Genomic DNA, 16,151 nt, shown 5'->3' on the forward strand with positions numbered 1-16,151 from the left:
CTCATGTGTGACCAGCACTTACGGGACAGCCCTTAGTCCCCGGTCTGGGTGCTCACAAGCTCGATCGCCTGGAGGCTGAGCACCACGAACGCTTTTACCGGAAGATGCAGCCGGGAGGCAGTTCTGCAGGCACTGCCCACCACGTACACCGGACGATCCGCGTTGCGCTCGGCGAAGCGGTCAGGCATGGGCACATCGTCACCAATGTGGCGGAGATCGCCAAGGCTCCTCGTCTCGAAGAGGAAGACATCGAGCCGTACACGATCGAGGAGGTGCAGAGCTTGCTTGTGGAGGCGGTCAAGCTGCGGAACAGCGCCCGCTGGGTCGTCGCTCTTGCCCTCGGCCTGCGGCAGAGGGAAGCGCTCGGGGTGCACTGGGAGGACGTTGACCTGGCTGCTGGGGAGGGCAAGGGGTACATCTTTGCCTCACCGACCGGCGGGCCGTTGAGCCCGAACGCGGACTTCCACGTCTGGAAGTGACTGCTTTGGGACGCCGGAGTTCGGGACGGCCAACTTTATGACGCTCGTCATACCGCCGCGACCGTTCTGCTGATCCTCGGCGTTCCAGACGTAGTGATCGACGCGATCATGGGTGGGAACCCGGGGAGCGGCGCGGATGCGTGCTTGGTACGTGCAGGTGACGGGGACCATGCTCCGCAAGGTCACCCAGCAAGGAGGCGATGCGCTCTGGGTTCTGTCCGGTACTGGCGACGACACGGCAGAGACGGCCGACTGAGACGGACAACGTCGTGGGGCCCCGCTACAAGTAGCGGGGCCCCACGACGTATTGCCCGGTGAGAGCAATGGCGGAGGATACGAGATTCGAACTCGTGAGGGGTTGCCCCCAACACGCTTTCCAAGCGTGCGCCCTAGGCCACTAGGCGAATCCTCCGGCGGGAACATTACAGGACCCGGTGGGGTGCGGGCGAACTCGTTGTGGGGGGTGGGGATCGGGTAGGGTTGGGCGCAGCCCCTCGCGTGGCGCTATCTGACTGAACTCCCCCAGGGCCGGAAGGCAGCAAGGGTAGGTCGGCTCTGGCGGGTACGTGAGGGGCGTCAACGTGTGGGGCCGTGTGTCAGTGGGCGGCTATAACCTCGTATGCGTGTCGTCTCTCGCGCTGTACCGCCGCTATCGCCCGGAGTCGTTCGCCGAGGTCATCGGGCAGGAACACGTTACCGACCCGTTGCAGCAGGCCCTGCGGAACAACCGGGTCAATCACGCGTACCTGTTCAGTGGCCCGCGCGGCTGCGGGAAGACGACCAGTGCCCGGATTCTCGCCCGGTGTCTGAACTGCGAGCAGGGGCCCACGCCCACGCCGTGCGGTGAGTGCCAGTCCTGCCTCGACCTCGCGCGCAACGGGCCCGGCTCCATCGACGTCATCGAGATCGACGCCGCCTCGCACGGCGGTGTCGACGACGCGCGTGACCTGCGGGAGAAGGCGTTCTTCGGGCCCGCGTCCAGCCGTTACAAGATCTACATCATCGACGAGGCCCACATGGTCACCTCGGCGGGGTTCAACGCCCTGCTGAAGGTCGTCGAGGAGCCGCCCGAGCACCTCAAGTTCATCTTCGCGACGACCGAGCCGGAAAAGGTCATCGGCACCATCAGGTCACGCACCCATCACTATCCGTTCCGGCTCGTGCCCCCGGGCACCCTGCGGGACTACCTGGCCGAGGTCTGCGGCAAGGAGCAGATCCCGGTCGAGGACGGGGTGCTGCCGCTGGTCGTGCGGGCCGGTGCCGGGTCCGTGCGTGACTCGATGTCCGTCATGGACCAGCTCCTCGCCGCCGCGGGGGCCGACGGCGTGACATACGCCATGGCCACGGCGCTCCTCGGCTACACCGACGGCTCCCTGCTCGACTCCGCCGTGGACGCCTTCGCCTCCGGGGACGGGGCCGCCGCGTTCGAGGTCGTCGACCGGGTCGTCGAGGGCGGCCACGACCCACGCCGTTTCGTCGCCGACCTGCTGGAGCGGCTGCGTGACCTGCTCATCCTCGCCGCCGTGCCCGACGCCGCCGACAAGGGGCTCATCGACGCCCCCGCCGACGTCGTCGAGCGGATGCAGGCGCAGGCGGGCGTCTTCGGGGCCGCCGAGCTGAGCCGCGCCGCCGACCTCGTCAACACCGGATTGACCGACATGCGCGGCGCGACGGCGCCCCGGCTCCAACTGGAGCTGATCTGCGCGCGCGTTCTGCTGCCCGCGGCGTACACGGACGAGCGTTCCGTGCTCGCCAGGCTCGACCGGGTCGAGCGCGGGGTCCAGGTGCAGGTCATGTCCGGTGATCCCGCCCCGCCGGTCGCGTACGCGCCCGCTTCCGAGGCCCATCCCGAGGTGCCCGGGGCGGCGTCCGGGGCGCCGCCGGTGGCCCCGCCTGCCGCTCCTCCCGCTCCCGCCGCCGGTCCCGCTCCCGCCCCTGCGCCTGCCTCCGATCCCGGGCCCGGTGGGGGCGGGCAGGGTCCGGCCCCGGGGGCGGCGGCGCCGTCCGGTGAGGGTGCGGGGGCGCGAGGGGGGCGTCCCGGTGCCTGGCCCGGGGCCGAGCGGTCAGGGCAGCCCGAGAGGTCAGGGCAGGCCGAGCGGCGGCCCGGCGGCTGGCCCACCGGGGGCGCGTCCGCGGCCTCCCCGTCGTCCCCTCCGTCTTCCGCGCCCTCCGGGCTGCCTCGCGGGGGCGCGCCCGCGGGCAGTGGGGCGCCGTCCGGCGGGGGCGGACTCGACCCCAGGACGCTGTGGCCCGACATTCTGGAGACGGTCAAGAACCGCCGCCGCTTCACCTGGATTCTGCTCAGTCAGAACGCGCACGTCGCAGGTTTCGACGGCACCACCCTCCAGATCGGCTTCGTGAACGTCGGCGCCCGTGACAACTTCGCGAGCAGCGGCAGCGAGGACGTACTGCGGCAGGCGCTCTCGGAGCGGTTCGGGGTGCAGTGGAAGATCGAGCCGATCGTCGACCCCTCAGGGGGCTCCGCCCCGCCGCCGCCCCCCGGCAGGCCGGGCCCCGGGCCCGGCGGCTACGGGACACCGCCGGGGGCCGGTCCCGCAGGGCCCTCCGGCTTCGGCGGCGGTTCTGGCGCCGGTCCCGGGACAGGCGGTCCGGGGCCCGGACCGCAGGGGCCGTCAAGGCCCGGGCCGCCGCCCGGGGCCACGGTCGCACCGCCTCCCGCGCCGCCCGCCGGCGGCGGCCCCGGCCCCGCGTCAGGGCCAGGGCCCGCCCCCGGCGCCGGGCAGGCGCCGCCGCCAAGACCCGAGCGGCGCGTGGTCTCCCCCGAGGACGACGTCCCGGAGGAGGACGACCCCGACCTGGAGGAGAGCGCCCTCTCCGGACGCGAACTCATCGTCCGCGAGCTGGGCGCCACGGTCATGGAGGAGTACGGGGAAGGGGAGATGCAGGCGTGAGCGCACCGGGAGGGGGCCGGGGGCTCTTAAGCGGCCTGTCCCGGGCGCGGGCGGACGGCCGCTAGGCTGAACGGCGTGAAGGTCCTAGTCATCGGCGGCGGCGCCCGCGAACACGCCCTGTGCCGCGCACTGTCCCTCGACCCCGGCGTCACCGCCCTGCACTGCGCGCCGGGCAACGCCGGTATCGCCGAGGTGGCGGAGCTGCACCGGGTGGACGCGCTCGACGGCGCGGCCGTCGCCGCGCTCGCGGGTGAACTCGGCGCCGGACTCGTGGTCGTGGGCCCCGAGGCGCCGCTGGTCGCCGGGGTCGCCGACGCCGTACGGGCCGCGGGCATCCCCTGCTTCGGGCCCTCCGCGGACGCCGCACGCCTCGAAGGGTCCAAGGCGTTCGCCAAGGAGGTCATGGCGGAGGCCGGGGTGCCCACCGCGCGCAGCTACGTGTGCACCACCGCGGAGCAGGCCGACACCGCCCTCGACGCGTTCGGGGCGCCGTACGTCGTCAAGGACGACGGGCTCGCCGCGGGCAAGGGCGTCGTCGTCACCGACGACGTCGAGGCGGCACGCGCGCATGCGCGCGCCTGCGGGCGCGTCGTCATCGAGGAGTACCTCGACGGGCCCGAGGTCTCGCTGTTCGCGATCACCGACGGCACCACCGTCGTACCGCTGCGGCCCGCCCAGGACTTCAAGCGCGCCCTCGACGGCGACGCCGGGCCCAACACCGGCGGCATGGGCGCCTACTCACCGTTGCCGTGGGCGCCGGCCGGCCTCGTGGACGAGGTCGTACGCACGGTCTTGCAGCCCACCGTGGACGAGTTGCGGCGCCGCGGCACGCCGTTCGCCGGGCTGCTGTACGCGGGGCTCGCGCTCACGTCGCGCGGGGTGCGGGTCATCGAGTTCAACGCGCGCTTCGGCGACCCGGAGACCCAGGTGGTGCTGGCGCGGCTCATGACCCCGCTCGGCGGGGTGCTGCTCGCCGCCGCCGAGGAGCGGCTCGCCGCACTCGAACCGCTGCGGTGGAGCGACGACGCCGCCGTCACCGTGGTCGTCGCCTCGCACAACTACCCCGGCACCCCGCGCACCGGCGACCCCGTCGACGGGCTCGACGAGATCGCGGAGAAGGACGCCCCGCACGCGTACGTCCTGCACGCCGGGACCCGGCGCGACGGCGACACCGTGGTCAGCTCCGGGGGCCGGGTGCTCTCGGTGACCGCCACCGGCGCCGATCTGGCGGAGGCCAGGGAACGGGCGTACGCGGCCGTGGGACGCGTACGGCTCGCGGACAGCCAGCACAGGACGGACATCGCGGAGGCGGCGGCCGCCGGTGCCTGAGCCGGTCGGCGTCGGCGCCTGATCCCGGGCGGCGCCCGCGCTCCTGCCGCTGTCGGCGGCTGATCCGGTTGCCGTCCCCACGGGCGGCCCCGCCGCCGTACCCACCGGCGCCGCCGCCTCGGCGGCTGCCATGGTCGCCACTTGCGCCTGCTCCGGTCGCCACTTGCGCCTGCCCCGGTTGCCGCAGGCGCCTGCCCCGGCGGCGCCCGCACCACACCCCCGTTGCCATACGCGTCCCCGCCCCCTGCGCGGGCGCCCGGCGCGTTCTGCTCGCCCCCCGCTCGCACCCGGAACCGTGCGCCCGGCGTGCGCGCTCCCTCGCGTGATTTTTCGTACGCCGTCTGCTTCACCCCGGTGCCCGCCCCCGGCGAACAAGCCCTCCGCGGGGTGGCCGCCACCGCTCCACGTCCGTCCGCACGGCGCCCCTCACCGCCCCGACCAGGTCCGACGGACCACCCACCGGCGCTCGTACGACTTTCCAACCGGCGTTTGTACGGGAAAACATCGGCCCCCGCCCGGCGTGCCCCCTCACCGTGCGCCGTCACGCCGCCACGGAACGGTGCCAGAGTGGGCCTGCCCGCGCCGTTACCCCAACTCCGCCCGGGGGTTGGGGAGCCGCGCCGAGGGGATGGGGCTGGAGGGGGCCGAGCCATTCCATCGGGTGACCGCTGCGCCATCCGGCTGACGCGAAGCAGGGCCCCAACTAGGGTGCCGCGGAGGCATTCCGGCACTTGGCCCACTGACATTGCGATGTCGGTGGCGGGTGCCACAGTGGGGGAGTGAGCAATGCCAGGCTTGTCCGTTCGCGGTGGCTCCCAGAGCACAGGCGACACGGGCGATGCAGAAGGGGGTGACATTCGATCGTGTCCGGGATGGCGGTGGAGGCGGGCGCGTCCGCGCGTGCGCGGGCGCTCGCGGTGCTGCGCGTGCGCGGGTGGGCACTGGGCGCCGCCCTGCTGCCCGCGGCCGTGGCCGTGGTGCTGCTTGCGGGCGGCGCCACCGGGCACATCGAAGGGGACACATGGGACAGCGCGCGCTGGGCGGTGACCGCGTTCGCCGCCCTCGTGCTGCTCGCGGCGGCCGGGGTGGCGCTGGTGGTGGCCAGGGCGCGCCCCGCGGTCAGCCCCACCGTCGTACTGGCGGAGAAGTCGGCCCCCGACCTCTACCGCCTCGTGCGCGACCTCGCCGACCGGCTCGGCGTCCCCGCCCCGTCCGGCATAGCGCTCACCCCCGACTGCGACAGTTGGCTTGAGGACCGCACCCACCCCGCGCACGGCACGCCCAGGCACCCGCGCTCGGCACACCGGCCCCCCGAGGCCCCCGTCCTCGTCATCGGCTCTCCTTTCCTGTGGTGGATGCGGGTCGCGGAGCTACGCGCGGTGCTCGCCCCCGTGGTCGCGGGCACCGGCCCCTCGGCGCACCCCGACATAGCGGCCGCGCGCCGTTTCATACGGGGGCTCGACGCGGCGCTCGCGGTCGCCTCCACGCCGGGGCGCGGGCGGCTCACGGGCGCCGGACTGCGCGCCGTGGGCTGGGTGGCCCGCACCCTGCTGCGCGGCTGCCGGGTGCACGCGGGCGAGATGGAGCGCGCCGTCGCCGCCGCCGCGGCAGACCGCGCCCAGTCGGTGGACTTCGGCCTCAGGATCGTCGCCCAGGAGCAGGTCGGTCTTGCGTACGCGGGCTGGGACCGGCTGCTGACCAGGGTGGCACTGCCCGCCTGGCGGATGGGCCGCTGGCCGTCGCGGCTCGACGCGGGCGTGGTGGCCGCCCTCACGGAGCTGTCACGGCGGGACCGGCTCGCGGAGAACTTCGCGGCGAGGCTCGGCGAGCGCCCCGCCTGTGACCTGCTGGAAGAGCCCGGCGCGGTGGACGAGGCCGCCTCGCTGCTCGCCGCCCGTATCTTCCACGGCGGCCCCGCCAGGCCCGGCCCCGACTGGGCACCGGTCGACTGGGCCGCGTACCCGGACGAGGTCGTGGACCGCAAATGGCGCGCGGACGCCGCCAGGCTGCACCGCGTCCTCGACGGTCTCGCCCCCGACGGCGCCACCGGCGGCCATGGCGGCGCGGGCTCGCCCCCCGCGCCCGTGCTCGGGTACGCGGGCGCCCACGCCCGTGGCGGCACGGCGCCCCCCGCCCGCGCGCACGGCTTCGGGCCCGCCGCGAGCCACGCCGACTCGGCCGTGGGGGCACTGGCGCCGACGCTCACCCGGGTCATGGAGCACCTGGCGGGCGCGCCGGAGCCGGAGACCGTCGGCCCCCACATACCCGACGCGGACGGCGACGAGCCCGAGGGTCCGGGCGCCGCGCTCGCGGCCGGCCTCAGCGCCGAGCTGGCCAGGGAAGAGGCCGCGGCCCCCGACGAGTCGGCCGGGGTCACCGAGGCGGGCGGCCCGCAGGACGGTGCGCCCGCCTGGGACGGCGACGGCCTCCCCCTGCTCCCGGCGCAGCCCCCGCGCACCGGACGTGAACTGCTGGTCGACCATGTGACCGCGATGGTCTGCTGCGCCGCCGTGGACACCGCGGGCGCCACCCCCGGGCTCGACTGGCTCGACGGCCCCGCCCTGCTCGTCGACGGCGAACGCGCCGCCGACCTGGCCCCCCGCGTACACAGCCTCGTCGACGAGGGCGACCCCGAGCCGCTACGAGGCTGGCTCACCCGCCTCGGAGTACGCCCGGAGAAGCCCGTACGACTGGCTTAGCCGGGAGCCGGGAGCCGGGAGCCGGGAGCCGGGAGCCGGGAGCCGGGAAGCCGAGCAGCCGGGAGGGGAGCGGGCGGGCGGCCGGGGTGCCGGGGGCGGGTGGGCACCCCGTGAGAACGAACGCCCGGGCTGCCGCCGATCGCGCATCCCGCAACCTTGCTCCGACCCCTAGCCCGCCCCCTGGACCACACCCCGCCGCACCCACACCCCCTCATCGAACGCCAGTCCACCCCAACCCCCACAAGGGTGAAGTTTTTCGGTGATGTGCGCCGAAGGGCGGAAGGTCGGACGGGACCGCTCACGGGGGCTCGGGGGGCGCGTCGGGCCGGGCGCCGTGCGTGTGGGAGCGCGGTCGGCGGCGCCCCGTGCGCGGGGCATGCGACGGCGTACCGCCTCCGTCCAGCGATTACCCGGAGTTACCGATCGTATGGCCGGTACTTGCGCGACGTCGCGAAGCCGCCCTCACGACGCTCGGGTCCATGCCGGAGCACGGCGCAACTTGCTCCGCAACCGTCTCGGGCGGTCGACGGGTGTGAGGTTTTGCGCGGGTCAAGTCACGACGAAAGGTGACGAGGTGCCTGCGGTATGTGATGTGCTGGTGGGAGTTGTTCCCCGGGGAACTTGTCGGGGCGACGCGTCAGCCGATCGCGCCACAAGCGCCCGGCGGCACGGTTGCCACGACATCAACGGGGACCAGCGGCACGGCACTTCACGCCACATCACCCCGCGGGACCCCACCGCCGGGCCGTGCGCCTCCCGGCGCACGGACGCACCCACGCCGGGGCACGGCGACACCGGTTCGCACCGCCCGCGCCACCCGCCCCTACCGCCCACACCCACAACCCGCCGCCCACCCAGGCCGAGAGCGCCACCGCCACAGGCCGCACCGCACACCACCGCCGAGCCAGACACCCACCGCACACCGCACACCGCCCCCACGGGGCACCGCACCACCGGACCACCCGCGGTCGACCGCCGCGGTGTCCGGACCGACCGGCCAGGGCCGGACCAAGGCCGCTGGTCATCTGCGACAAGTACAACGGGGGACGAGGGAGGGGAGCCGCATGGGACCAGACCGGCCGGAGCGGCCCGAACACATCCGCCGCTGGGAGTCGGGCGCACTCGCGCACGGCGTCAGCGACCCCTTCGGACAGGGCCCGCTGCCCTGGTTGCGCGGCAGCGAGGTGTACTTCGACGACACGGGCCACGTGGTGCCCTGGTACGTCGAGCACGCCCCCGGCGCCGACGGCATCCCGGGCTCCCGCCCGACCGCGGGCCCGCGCACCGCGGACGACGTGCACCGGCAGATCAAGGGCTTCGCGTCCAACAGCGCGGTGGCGCCCGGCGAGGCCATCGACTTCCGGATCACGGTGGACCCGCCGCAGCAGTTCAGCGTCGACATCTACCGCATCGGGCACTACAGCGGCGACGGCGCCGCGCAGATCACCACGAGCCCCCGGCTCGCGGGCATCGCGCAGCCCGCGCCGATGACGGCGGGCCGCACGGTCTCCTGCCACCACTGGTGGCTCTCCTGGCGTTTACAGGTGCCGAGCTACTGGAACGTGGGCGCCTATGTGGCGGTGCTGACCACCCTGGACGGCTACCGCTCCCACATCCCCTTCACGGTCCGCGACGACCGCGCGGCCGACCTGCTGCTGTTGCTGCCCGACCTGACCTGGCAGGCGTACAACCTCTACCCGGAGGACGGCCACACCGGCGCCAGCCTCTACCACGCCTGGGACGAGAACGGCGCGCTGCTCGGCGAGAAGGACGCCGCCACCACGGTCTCCTTCGACCGCCCCTACGCGGGCGCGGGCCTGCCGCTGCACGTCGGGCACGCCTACGACTTCATCCGCTGGGCCGAGCGCTACGGCTACGACCTCGCCTACGCCGAGGCCCGCGACCTGCACGCGGGCCGTATCGACCCCTCCCGCTACCGCGGCCTCGTCTTCCCGGGACACGACGAGTACTGGTCGGCGCCGATGCGCAGGGCCGCGGAGCAGGCCAGGGACCAGGGCACGAGCCTGGTGTTCCTGTCGGCGAACACCATGTACTGGCAGGTGGAGTTGGCGGCGTCGGCGTCGGGGGTGGAGGACCGGCTGCTGATGTGCCGCAAGCGCCGCGGGCCGGGGCGCCCCGCGCTGTGGCGGGAGGTGGACAGGCCCGAGCAACTGCTGCTCGGCATCCAGTACGCGGGCCGGGTGCCCGAGCCGGGCCCGCTCGTCGTGGCCAACGGTGACCACTGGCTGTGGGAGGCGACGGGGGCGCACGAGGGCGACGAGCTGGACGGTCTGGTGGCCGGCGAGGCCGACCACTACTTCCCGCGGGTGCAGCTCCCCCAGCACCAGGACCGCATCCTGCTCGCGCACTCCCCCTACCGGGACACCGAGGGCAACCGCAGACACCAGGAGACATCGTTGTACCGGGCGCCCTCGGGGGCGCTGGTGTTCGCGTCCGGCACCTTCGCGTGGTCGCCCGCGCTCGACCGGCCGGGCCATCGGGACTCCAGGGTTCAGCGGGCCACGGCCAATCTGCTCGACCGCATCTGCAAACGCGACTGAGCCGTACGGAGTCGACCCCCGGGTCCCGAGCGGCCCCTCCCCGCGCGCGTGCGAGACAATCGCCTCGACATTCCGAGCGCCGGGAGGAAGACCGCTGTGACCGGATTCGTGGAAAAGCCGGAGCCGTTGCAGGTCCCGGGGCTTGTACATCTGCACACGGGAAAGGTGCGCGACCTCTACCGGAACGAGGCGGGCGAGCTGGTGATGGTCGCGAGCGACCGCATCTCCGCCTACGACTGGGTGCTGCCGACGGAGATCCCCGACAAGGGCCGGGTGCTGACCCAGCTCTCGCTGTGGTGGTTCGGCAGGATCGGCGACATCGTGCCGAACCATCTCATCGGCACCGACCTGCCCAAGGGCGCCCCGGCCGACTGGGAGGGCCGGGTGATGGTGTGCCGGCCGCTGGACATGGTGCCGGTGGAGTGCGTCGCGCGCGGCTACCTCACCGGCTCTGGCCTCGCCGAGTACCGGCAGACCAGGACGGTGTGCGGGCTCGCGCTGCCCGAGGGCCTTGAGGACGGCTCCGAACTGCCCGCGCCGATCTTCACCCCGGCGACCAAGGCGGAGGTCGGCGAGCACGACGAGAACGTGTCGTACGAGGAGGTCGCCCGGCGGACCGGCGCGGAGACCGCGGCCCTGCTGCGCCAGACCACGCTTGCGCTGTACGCGCGCGCCCGCGACCTGGCGCTCGACCGGGGGCTGCTGCTCGCGGACACCAAGTTCGAGTTCGGCTTCCACGACGGCGAGCTGATGGTGGCCGACGAGGTCCTGACCCCCGACTCCTCCCGCTACTGGCCCGCGGACGGCTGGGCCCCGGGCCGCCCCCAGCCCTCGTACGACAAGCAGTACGTACGGGACTGGCTGACCTCGGACGCCTCCGGCTGGGACCGCGCGGGCGAACTGCCGCCCCCGCCGCTGCCGCCCGAGGTCGTCGCGGCGACCCGCGGCAAGTACGTCGAAGCATTCGAACGTCTTACGGGGACCCCCTGGACGTGACCCGGCCGCGGCAGGCCCCCTGACCCGACGCCCCACGCCCCAGGCGCCCCGCCCGGGGCCGCCGGCCGCCGGGAGGCCGTGGGCGGCGGACACACGGCGAAGCCCCCGGTGGGAACCGGGGGCTCTCGGTCGGGTCCGGTGGGCCGGGCCCTGCTGGAGCGGACGACGAGGTTCGAACTCGCGACCTCAACCTTGGCAAGGTTGCGCTCTACCAACTGAGCTACGTCCGCATGGCGTGCGCTCACTATACCCAATGCCGTCCCCCGAACGGGTGCGGCTTTTTCCGGGAGGCCGCTCGGGAGCCCTTCGGGGGCGCGCCTCAGACCCAGCCGCGCTCCCTGGCCATGCGGACGGCGGTGTGGCGGTTCTCGGCGCCGATCTTGGAGGCGGCGGAGGAGAGGTAGTTGCGGACGGTGCCCTGGGAGAGGGCGGCGCGTTCGGCGATCTCGGCGACGGGGGCGCCGTCGGCGGCGAGTTCGAGCACCTCGGCCTCGCGGGCGGTGAGCGGGGAGTCGCCTGACGATATGGCGTCGGCGGCCAGCTCGGGGTCGACATAGCGGGCGCCCGCGTGGACGGTGCGGATGATCTCGGCGAGGTCCTGGGCGCTGACGGTCTTCGGCACGAAGCCGCGTACCCCGGCGGCCAGCGCCCGCTTGAGGTGGCCGGGGCGGCCGTGGCTGGTGACGATGAGGACGCGGCAGCCGGGCAGCTCGCGGCGGAGCGCGTCGGCCACGCCGACGCCGTCGGTGCCCGGCATCTGGAGGTCGAGGACGGCGACGTCGGGGGTGTGCGCCTTGGCCATGGCGAGGGCCTCGGGGCCCGAGGCGGCCTCGGCGACCACGGTGAGGTCGTCCTCCAGGGCGAGGAGGGCGGCGAGGGCGCCCCGGATCAGGTGTTCGTCGTCCGCGAGGAGCACCCTGACCGGTGTCTCGGTTCGCACTGTCACGCGGGCCGTCTTTCGTCGATGGCGGGTGTCACGGCCGGGGAGGCACCGGCGGCGGCGGGCTCCCCGGGGCGGTGGGTCCTCGGCTCCCTGGTGGCGAGGCGGGGCGCGGGCACGGTCGCCTCGACGCGGAACCTGCCGTCCGCGCTGGTGCTGGTGAGGGTGCCCTCGACCTCGGCAAGGCGCTCGCGCAGGCCCCTCAGCCCGGTGCCGCCGCTGCCGGTGCGCTGGCGCGGCGCGGTGGGCAGCCCGTCGTTCTCGACGGTGAGGACGACGCGGTCGCCGCTTCTGCCGAGCGCGACCTTGCAGTGGGCGGCGTCGCTGTGCCGCAGGACGTTGGTGGTGCACTCCCGCACCACCCAGGCCAGCGCGGAGTGCACGGCGAGCGGGAGGCCCGCGGCGGACCCGGTGACCTCGCAGTGGATGCCGGCGGCGGTGAGGACGCCCTGGGCGCCCGCCAGCTCCGCGCCGAGTTCCGCGTCGCGGTAGCCGCGTACGACCTCCCTGACCTCGCGCTGGGACTCGCGGGCGATGCGCTGCACCTCCGTCATCTGGTCGATGGCCTCGGGCCGCCCGCGGCGGGCGAGCTGGACCGCCAGCTCGCTCTTGAGGGCTATCACGGCGAGATTGCGGCCCATCACGTCGTGGAGGTCGCGGCCGAAGCGCAGGCGCTCCTCGGCGACCGCGAGGCGGGCGCGCACGTCCCGGTTGTTCTCCGCCTCCCACATCACCGACAGCGTCCAGGCGCAGGGCCGCACCGTCGTCAGCGACATCAGGGCGCTGGCCATGAGCGCGAGTGCCACACCGATCAGGGCCCCGCTGCTCATGCCGATCGCGGCCATGGTGGCCGTGACGACGCCCGTGCCCACCAGGGACCAGCGCAGGGAGGTGCGCACCGGCACGAGGAGCGTGTACGGCATCAGCAGGGGCACGGGGGTGAACAGCAGCGTCATATAGATGCTCGGCCAGCCGTGGTACACGGCCTGGAGGGTGATCTCCAGGGCCAGGGCCAGGCACATCAGGGCGAACGCCGGGCGCAGCCGCCGCAGCGGGAACTCGCCGCGCCGCAGGTAGTGGGCGACGGCTGCCCTGGTCTGCCGGTTGCCGAGCGCGCACTGCGCGATGTTGACGGGGATGATCAGGCAGGACAGCGCCAGCGGTGCCGCTTGGTGGGCGTGGCGGTCGACGAGCACGCCCAGCATCGTCGGCAGCGCGGACCAGGTGAGCAGCAGGAACCAGGGGAGCACGTCCATGGTGAGGTGCGAGTACGCGTCGACGCGCTCGATCTTGCTGGAGTTCGCCCACTTCTGGCGGTGCCAGTAGCGCAGGGCGCCGGGCGGGCGCGGTGTGGTGCGGCGGGGCCCGTCACCGGGGCGGCTCGCGGCCGGGGTGTGGGGGTCCTGGTCCGTCGCGACGTCCTGCTCCTGCATGGGTGCCTCACCGCCTTCTCTTCGCCTGGGGCCGGGCCTGGGGCGCCTGGGGCCGGGCCGGGGGCCGGGGGTGCGCCGCCGGTCAGCGGCGCGGCTCCCAGCGGAACCACCGTCGTACAGCAAACACCGCGATGGCCAGCCAGACCAGACCGGTCAGCAGCGCGCTGACGGTGTCGCCCGCGGAGAGGTCGCCGGTCCAGCCCGCCCTGATCAGGGTGATGGCGGGGGTCAGCGGCAGCCGCTCGCAGATCTTCGCGACGGTGTCGGGGAAGACCTCAAGGGGGACGAAGACACCCGAGCCGATCATGGAGACGAACATCAGGGGCAGGGCGGTGACCTGCGCCGTCTCGGCGGTGCGGCTGAAGGCCGCGGTGACCGCGGCGAGGCAGGCGCACAGCCCGATGCCGAGGACGATGCCGAGGATCGCCAGGTGCGGCGCGGGCGGCGCCGACATGTCGAGGACGATGGTGCAGATCACGGCGAGCAGGACGGTCTGGACGAGGGATATGCCGACGGTGGGCACGGCAGCCCCGGCGAGTATCTCCCGGTCCCGCAGCTCGCCCGTGCGCAGCCGCTTGAGGACCAGCTCCTCGCGGCGGCCGACGTAGACGGTGGTCAGGGATGTGTAGACGGCGAAGATCATGGAGAAGCCGATGCCGGCGGGCAGCACCACGGTGCCCAGGGTGAGCCCGGCCTTCTTCAGGTCCATGCCGTCGGCGGCCTGGCTGACGCTGAAGGGGAGGACGAGGGGGACGACGAGGGCGGCGAACAGGGTGCCCTTGGCGCGCCCGAGCAGGGTCAGCTCGGCGCGGGCGAGGGCGCGCATGCGGCCGAGGGGGGTGGTGCCGCGGCCCGCGCGGTGCGGGGGCAGGGCGATGGCGCTCATACCAGGGTCTCCTCGTGGGCGGGTGCCTCGGCGGTGTCGGAGTCGGGGGCGGGCTCGGTGCCCGCGTGTCCCGCTATGCGCAGGAACGCCTCTTCGAGGGTGGCGGACCTGATGTCGAGGTCGCGCAGCTCGACACCGTGGTCCCGGGCCCAGAGCAGGAGTCCGGTGGCGGAGTGCTGGAGCCGGTCGGTGGTGAGGACGGTCTTCCTGCCGGTGTGGGTCTGGCTGGTGATGCCGAGGTGTTCGAGCGGGGGGAGCTGGGCCCCGGGGTGGCCGGACGGCAGCTCGAAGGAGATGTGGGCGGGCTGGTGGGCGATGACGTCGGCGACGGTGCCGGTGACGGAGATCTGGCCGCGGTGCATGATGGCGAGCCGGTCGGCCAGCTCCTCGGCTTCCTGGAGGTAGTGCGTGGTGAGCAGGACGGTGGTGCCGGAGTCGCGCAGGGCCCTCACGAGTTCCCAGGTGTCGTGGCGGCCCTCGGCGTCGAGTCCTGTGGTGGGCTCGTCGAGGAAGAGGACCTCGGGGCGGCCGAGGAGGGCGAGGGCGAGGTCGAGGCGGCGGCGCTCGCCGCCGGAGAGCTGCTTCACCCTGACCCTGCCGCGGCTTCCGAGGCCGACCATGTCGAGCGCTTCGGCGGTGGGGCGGGCCTCGCTTGTGCATCCGGCCCACATGCGGACGGTCTCGGTGACGGTCAGCTCGGAGGGGAAGCCGCCCTCCTGGAGCATGACGCCGATTCTGGGGCGCACGGCGGCGCGCTGGGTGTGGGGGTCGTGCCCGAGGACGCGCACCGTGCCGGAGGAGGCGGGGGCGAGTCCTTCTAGAAGTTCGACGGTGGAGGTCTTGCCCGCGCCGTTCGTCCCCAGCAGGGCGAACAGCTCGCCGCGGGCCACGGAGAAGCTCACTCCGCGCACCGCCTCGAACCCGCCCCCGTAGACGCGCCGCAGATCGCTTGCCTCGATCACGCGATGATCCGTGTTCATGCCTCCAGCGTGCCCGCGGCCCGGGGGCCGGGGCAGTGCGTGGTGTCACCGGCCGTCATGACAAATGTCAGGGGGAGGGAGGGCATGAAAAAACCCCGGCGCGTGGCCGGGGTTCTGGAGCGGACGACGAGGCTCGAACTCGCGACCTCAACCTTGGCAAGGTTGCGCTCTACCAACTGAGCTACGTCCGCAGGGTTTTCCGGTGAGGGCTCAGCGTACCCGATGGACCGGGCGGCCGGGGCCTGATTACTGGAGAGCGGGTGACAGGAATTGCACCATGCGCCTCCCCCTTGGAAAGGGGGCGTTCTACTACTGAACTACACCCGCGCGGCTCCGGGCTTCCGGCCTTTCGGCCTTGCCCCTCGGCGTGACCCTGACTCTAGCCGATCTCAGGGGGCTGATGCCAAATCGGCGGCTCAGGGGGCCGTGCGGGCGCGGTCACCACAGCCCGAGCGCGGCCGCCAGCGCCCGCGCCTCGTCGGCCCACCGCACCATGAGGCCGAGCGTGGCGGCCTTCGCGGCGTAGAGGGAGTCGGTGTCGGCTGCGGGGGCGCCGCCGTAGGCGAGGTGCCCTTCGGACGCGGCGGCCTCCAGGGTGCGGGGGGCCAGCCACTCGTACTTGACCGGGAGGCGCAGATGCCGAGCCTGACCAGCCGGGGGTCGGGCCGGGGCCCGGCGTCGGCCAGGCCCCCCGGTAGGCGTCGGTGACGGCGGCGTCCAGTTCGTCCAGGGACTCGTGGGGGAGGAAGCGGTCGAGTACGGAGTCGGGGATCAGGTTGCCGACGTCCTCGCCGACGGCGCCGTCGCCGGTGAACGCCCAGTCGAGGAAGACGACTTCGCCGTCGGGGCGGCGGATGAGGTTGCCGGGCCAGACGTCGAGGTGGCACGGGGTGCGCGGGAGGCGGAGGCCGAGGCGTGCGGGCAGCCCACTGGTGG

10 protein-coding genes, 4 tRNA genes, 1 other RNA gene and 1 pseudogene are annotated in these 16,151 nt (G+C 73.8%); 7 read left to right on the forward strand and 9 right to left on the reverse strand.

Annotated elements, in window-relative coordinates; all coding sequences use genetic code 11:
- Positions 1-32 precede the first annotated feature (32 nt).
- Positions 33-735, forward strand: a pseudogene (locus ACIBIW_RS05945) (tyrosine-type recombinase/integrase); the annotation flags it as partial.
- A gap of 68 nt (positions 736-803) precedes the next feature.
- Here the strand turns inward: ACIBIW_RS05945 and ACIBIW_RS05950 are convergent.
- Positions 804-891 (reverse strand) — tRNA-Ser (locus ACIBIW_RS05950).
- 73 nt (positions 892-964) lie between these two features.
- Between ACIBIW_RS05950 and ffs the strand changes: the two genes are divergently transcribed.
- From ffs to ACIBIW_RS05980, 6 genes are all read left to right on the forward strand, one after another.
- Positions 965-1,061, forward strand: an RNA gene (ffs, locus tag ACIBIW_RS05955) — signal recognition particle sRNA small type.
- Positions 1,062-1,102: 41 nt separating this feature from the next.
- Entirely contained in the window at positions 1,103-3,391 is a 2,289-nt protein-coding gene (locus ACIBIW_RS05960; RefSeq protein WP_399332397.1) for a DNA polymerase III subunit gamma and tau, read from the forward strand.
- A gap of 75 nt (positions 3,392-3,466) precedes the next feature.
- A complete protein-coding gene (gene purD, locus ACIBIW_RS05965) occupies positions 3,467-4,720 on the forward strand; it encodes a phosphoribosylamine--glycine ligase (protein WP_399332398.1) in 1,254 nt (417 codons plus the stop codon).
- Between the two features lie 872 nt (positions 4,721-5,592).
- The gene (locus ACIBIW_RS05970) at positions 5,593-7,419 is read left to right on the forward strand and encodes a hypothetical protein (RefSeq protein ID WP_399332923.1); all 1,827 of its coding nucleotides are present in this window, start codon (positions 5,593-5,595) and stop codon (positions 7,417-7,419) included.
- 1,064 nt (positions 7,420-8,483) lie between these two features.
- Entirely contained in the window at positions 8,484-9,980 is a 1,497-nt protein-coding gene (locus ACIBIW_RS05975; protein WP_399332401.1) for a N,N-dimethylformamidase beta subunit family domain-containing protein, read from the forward strand.
- Positions 9,981-10,076: 96 nt separating this feature from the next.
- Positions 10,077-10,976 (forward strand): phosphoribosylaminoimidazolesuccinocarboxamide synthase, encoded by a 900-nt coding sequence (locus ACIBIW_RS05980; RefSeq protein ID WP_399332403.1) that lies wholly within the window; start codon positions 10,077-10,079, stop codon positions 10,974-10,976.
- Positions 10,977-11,130: 154 nt separating this feature from the next.
- Here ACIBIW_RS05980 and ACIBIW_RS05985 read toward each other — a convergent pair.
- The 8 genes from ACIBIW_RS05985 to ACIBIW_RS06020 all read right to left on the reverse strand — a co-directional run bounded on the left by ACIBIW_RS05985 (position 11,131) and on the right by ACIBIW_RS06020 (position 16,140).
- Positions 11,131-11,206: transfer RNA gene (locus ACIBIW_RS05985), tRNA-Gly, on the reverse strand.
- A gap of 89 nt (positions 11,207-11,295) precedes the next feature.
- Positions 11,296-11,916: a response regulator gene (locus tag ACIBIW_RS05990; RefSeq protein ID WP_399332925.1), complete on the reverse strand. Its 621-nt coding sequence runs from the start codon at positions 11,914-11,916 to the stop codon at positions 11,296-11,298.
- A gap of 2 nt (positions 11,917-11,918) precedes the next feature.
- Positions 11,919-13,349, reverse strand: a complete 1,431-nt coding sequence (locus tag ACIBIW_RS05995; protein ID WP_399332405.1) for a sensor histidine kinase — start codon at positions 13,347-13,349, stop codon at positions 11,919-11,921.
- A gap of 82 nt (positions 13,350-13,431) precedes the next feature.
- Positions 13,432-14,235 carry an ABC transporter permease gene (locus ACIBIW_RS06000; protein WP_399332407.1) on the reverse strand — a complete coding sequence of 268 codons (804 nt, stop codon included), beginning with the start codon at positions 14,233-14,235 and terminating at the stop codon, positions 13,432-13,434.
- Positions 14,232-15,215 (reverse strand): ABC transporter ATP-binding protein, encoded by a 984-nt coding sequence (locus ACIBIW_RS06005; protein WP_399332409.1) that lies wholly within the window; start codon positions 15,213-15,215, stop codon positions 14,232-14,234. The genes ACIBIW_RS06000 and ACIBIW_RS06005 overlap by 4 nt, the downstream gene beginning before the upstream one ends.
- Before the next feature lie 115 nt (positions 15,216-15,330).
- Positions 15,331-15,406 (reverse strand) — tRNA-Gly (locus ACIBIW_RS06010).
- Positions 15,407-15,470: 64 nt separating this feature from the next.
- A tRNA-Gly gene (locus ACIBIW_RS06015) sits at positions 15,471-15,542 on the reverse strand.
- A 52-nt stretch (positions 15,543-15,594) separates the two neighbouring features.
- Positions 15,595-16,140 carry a phosphotransferase family protein gene (locus tag ACIBIW_RS06020; protein WP_399332927.1) on the reverse strand — a complete coding sequence of 182 codons (546 nt, stop codon included), beginning with the start codon at positions 16,138-16,140 and terminating at the stop codon, positions 15,595-15,597.
- Between the last annotated feature and the right edge of the window lie 11 nt (positions 16,141-16,151).

The organism is Streptomyces sp. NPDC050560 (assembly GCF_044457285.1).
Classification (GTDB): Bacteria; Actinomycetota; Actinomycetes; order Streptomycetales; family Streptomycetaceae; genus Streptomyces.